This is a genomic window from Propionibacterium ruminifibrarum (genome assembly GCF_900289195.1).
Lineage (GTDB): Bacteria > Actinomycetota > Actinomycetes > Propionibacteriales > Propionibacteriaceae > Propionibacterium > Propionibacterium ruminifibrarum.
The window spans coordinates 1-3,069 of record NZ_OMOH01000019.1 but is presented as its reverse complement, the minus strand read 5'-3'; the positions used below and the strand labels follow the sequence as shown (position 1 = coordinate 3,069).

The following is a 3,069-nucleotide window of genomic DNA, read 5'->3' as shown; positions in this document are numbered from 1 at the left end:
GTGCCCACGGGCTTGGGGGTGAGGTCGTAGGCCACGCGGCACACGCCGGACACCTGGGCCAGGATGCGGGCGGTGATCCGCTTCATGAGCGGCCAGTCGAGCTCGGGCACGTTGCAACTCAGCCCTGCCCCAGGCCCAGGACGGCGATGAGCTGCCGCGAGACCTCGGCCATGTCCTCTTCGCCCAAGATGCCAACTCGCTTTCCGAGAAGCTGTTTGTCCACGGTGACGATCTTGTCAGTCATTACGTAGCTCGGCTTCGCAAGTCCGTTGCCCCCACTCGGTTTGACGGGGACTCGCGTCGGGACGCCGCTGGAGTCGAAGCTCGTGAAGAGACAAAGGACGACCGAGCCGAAGCCGGCGACGTCGTCGCTCTGCACGACAACGACGGGCCGCGCCTTGCTCGCGTAGGCGTCGTCCCGCAGCGTCCATACCTCACCGCGCCTCATTGATCGCCTTCAGGGAGAGGTCCGTTGCGAACCTGGTGGCGTCCTCCTCGGTGTCGAACGGCTCGAGGTCCTCCGCGAGGCGCACGTCGTAGGGGAAGCCCCGGTGGCTGTTGAAGGCGGTCACGAACATGCGTAGCGCGTCCGCCGGGGTGGTGCCGAGCCTCCTCGTGGTCTCTTTGAAGAGTTCCGCCTGCTCCGCGTCGACCCTTGTTGCTATCTGCCTCGTTGCCATGAGATGCCTCCTTCCACCAAGACACATCATATGAGCAAAACGGTGCAAGACATAACAATTTGCTATCTTAAGCGAGCGTCCAGAAAGCCCGAACCGTCATTCCCATTCGATGGTGCCCACGGGCTTGGGGGTGAGGTCGTAGGCCACGCGGCACACGCCGGACACCTGGGCCAGGATGCGGGCGGTGATCCGCTTCATGAGCGGCCAGTCGAGCTCGGGCACCTCCGCGGTCATCGCGTCGACCGTGTTGACGCAGCGGATGATGACCGGCCAGTCGAAGGCGCGCCTGCCGTCGCGCACGCCGGTGGCGCGCATGTCGGGCACGACGCAGAAATACTGCCAGATGTCCAGGCCGGCGGCCTCGATCTCCTCGCGGACGATGGCGTCGGCCTCCCGCAGCGCCTCCAGCCGGTCACGGGTGATGGCGCCGAGGCAGCGCACCCCCAGGCCGGGGCCCGGGAAGGGCTGGCGCTCCACCATGGAATCGGGCAGGCCGAGCCGCTTGCCGACGACGCGCACCTCGTCCTTGTACAGCAGCTTGACGGGCTCGACCAGGTCGAAGTCCATGTCCTCGGGCAGTCCGCCGACGTTGTGGTGGGCCTTGACACCCTCGGCGGACTCGAGGATGTCGGGATAGATGGTGCCCTGGCCCAGGAAGCCGACGCCCTCGAGCTTCACCGCCTCCTCGGCGAACACGTTGATGAACTCGTTGCCGATGATCTTGCGCTTGGTCTCCGGCTCGGCCACTCCCTCCAGCAGGCCAAGGAAGCGATCCGCGGCGTCGACATAGACGAGGTTCGCGTCGAACCCGTCCCGGAAGACCTCGACCACCTGCTCGGACTCGCCCTTGCGCATGAGGCCGTGGTTGACGTGGACGCACACCAACTGCCTGCCGATCGCCTTGATGAGCAGGGCCGCGACGACGGAGGAGTCGACGCCGCCGGACAGGGCCAGCAGCACCCTGCCGTCACCGACCTGCGCACGAACGGCCTCGACCGCCTCGGCGATGAAGGCATCCGCCAGCTCGGGTGTGGTGATCCGCTCCATGTCGGCGGGGCGCTTGTTGGATGTGAGGTCCACGGAAGTCTCCTTCGTCGGTGAGAGGCCGGTTGCAGGGCACGGTTCCCTGGTTGAGCACTGCGCGCCCTGCTCCACTCAAGGGCACCCCGGGGCTTGCCGATGATGGGGAGCACCGCGAGCGCCCCGGAACGATGGTGGAGTTGTCGGCCAGCACATCATAAGGCAGAGCGCCCGTCCCGCTCCCACCAGACGTCAGGACTACTGATCCCTCCAGCGACGCAGGTGCGGCAGGACGGCGGACATGTAGGAGACGGCCTCGTCCTGCGAGATGTGGGTGCCCTCGGCCATGTACGGGGCGCTGTGCTCGATGAGCTCATCCAGGGTCTCCGGGCCGACGAAGGCCCCGTCCTCGTAGCACCAGGCGCAGTAGTCCTCAGATCTGGTCCCATCGGCCTCGAGACCGTGCTGCTCCTGCTTCGGAATGGGCATGCCGCAGCTCTGGCAGTGCGGACCTGGCGGCGCCTCCAGCAGCCGGGTCACCGGAACGTCAAGAGCAGACGCCAGGAGCTTGCACATGTCGACACCCGGTGTGGTGGCGCCGGTCTCCCAGCGCGAAACCGCCTGACGGGTCACCATCACCCGATCCGCCAGCTCGTTCTGCGTCATCCCCCGTGACTCCCGCACCTGGCTGATGACCTCTCCGATGGACATGTCGAACTCCCTTCCGCGGCCGACAGGCGCTGCCGCTGCCACAAGAACAGCGCAGAGCTGTTGCGTCGTCAAGCAACGATCTGTTGCCCTTGCCCCTGCCACGGCGGGGCGACAGTCGCTTCACAGTGATCCTGCGGACGCACGGCACCCCGCACGCCCCAGGGCCTCATTTCTTGACGGGGCAGGTGGACAGGCGAGCCCCCTTCTCCCCTGCGCCAGACTCCGGTTGCGGAAAGAACGCCGCCGGAGTCGTGCCCAGGGCGCGGGCAATGCGATGGATGTTGTCGAGACTCACGTTCCGCTCACCGCGCTCAATACCGCCCATGTAGGAACGATCCAAGTCCGCGAGATGTGCAAGCTGCTCCTGACTCAAGCCTTGGCTCTTGCGGATGGCCCTCACCTGCTGACCGAAGTCGCGCCGCTGCGCATACTCACGGTCAGCGGCGGAAGGCATGTGAGATTTTTCAATGAATGCGGCTCATGAATCCACGGACTATGAGTACCATTACGGTGGCGACCCCCCGCTGCTTCCAACTCACTCATGAGATCTAGGTGTACTGATCGGGGATGTTGGTTAACCGTGTGATGGGTGGGAGGTTCCCGCAGGCCGTGTGGGGTCTGTGGTGATTGTAGAAGTGGATCCAGCTGGCCAAGGCAT

General features: G+C 65.5%; 7 protein-coding genes. All 7 read right to left on the bottom strand.

Translation table 11 applies throughout. The features are described from left to right. On the bottom strand, nucleotides 1–86 hold an 86-nt coding region (locus PROPJV5_RS13190), incomplete at its 3' end, for a GMP synthase (glutamine-hydrolyzing) (protein WP_220474440.1). A 32-nt stretch (nucleotides 87–118) separates the two neighbouring features. Then, nucleotides 119–448: a type II toxin-antitoxin system PemK/MazF family toxin gene (locus PROPJV5_RS12230; RefSeq protein WP_119716636.1), complete on the bottom strand. Its 330-nt coding sequence runs from the start codon at nucleotides 446–448 to the stop codon at nucleotides 119–121. Continuing rightward, the gene (locus PROPJV5_RS12225; protein WP_119716635.1) at nucleotides 435–680 is read right to left on the bottom strand and encodes a type II toxin-antitoxin system RelB/DinJ family antitoxin; all 246 of its coding nucleotides are present in this window, start codon (nucleotides 678–680) and stop codon (nucleotides 435–437) included. Before PROPJV5_RS12225 ends, PROPJV5_RS12230 begins: the two co-directional genes overlap by 14 nt. 96 nt (nucleotides 681–776) lie before the next feature. After that, the gene (gene guaA, locus PROPJV5_RS12220) at nucleotides 777–1,760 is read right to left on the bottom strand and encodes a glutamine-hydrolyzing GMP synthase (RefSeq protein WP_220474439.1); all 984 of its coding nucleotides are present in this window, start codon (nucleotides 1,758–1,760) and stop codon (nucleotides 777–779) included. 198 nt (nucleotides 1,761–1,958) lie between these two features. Then, nucleotides 1,959–2,411: a zinc ribbon domain-containing protein gene (locus PROPJV5_RS12215; protein ID WP_119716634.1), complete on the bottom strand. Its 453-nt coding sequence runs from the start codon at nucleotides 2,409–2,411 to the stop codon at nucleotides 1,959–1,961. A 166-nt stretch (nucleotides 2,412–2,577) separates the two neighbouring features. Beyond that, nucleotides 2,578–2,865: a helix-turn-helix domain-containing protein gene (locus tag PROPJV5_RS12210; protein ID WP_119716633.1), complete on the bottom strand. Its 288-nt coding sequence runs from the start codon at nucleotides 2,863–2,865 to the stop codon at nucleotides 2,578–2,580. A gap of 94 nt (nucleotides 2,866–2,959) precedes the next feature. After that, nucleotides 2,960–3,069 (bottom strand): integrase core domain-containing protein (locus PROPJV5_RS12205; protein WP_147385447.1); only part of this gene is annotated, 110 nt, incomplete at its 5' end.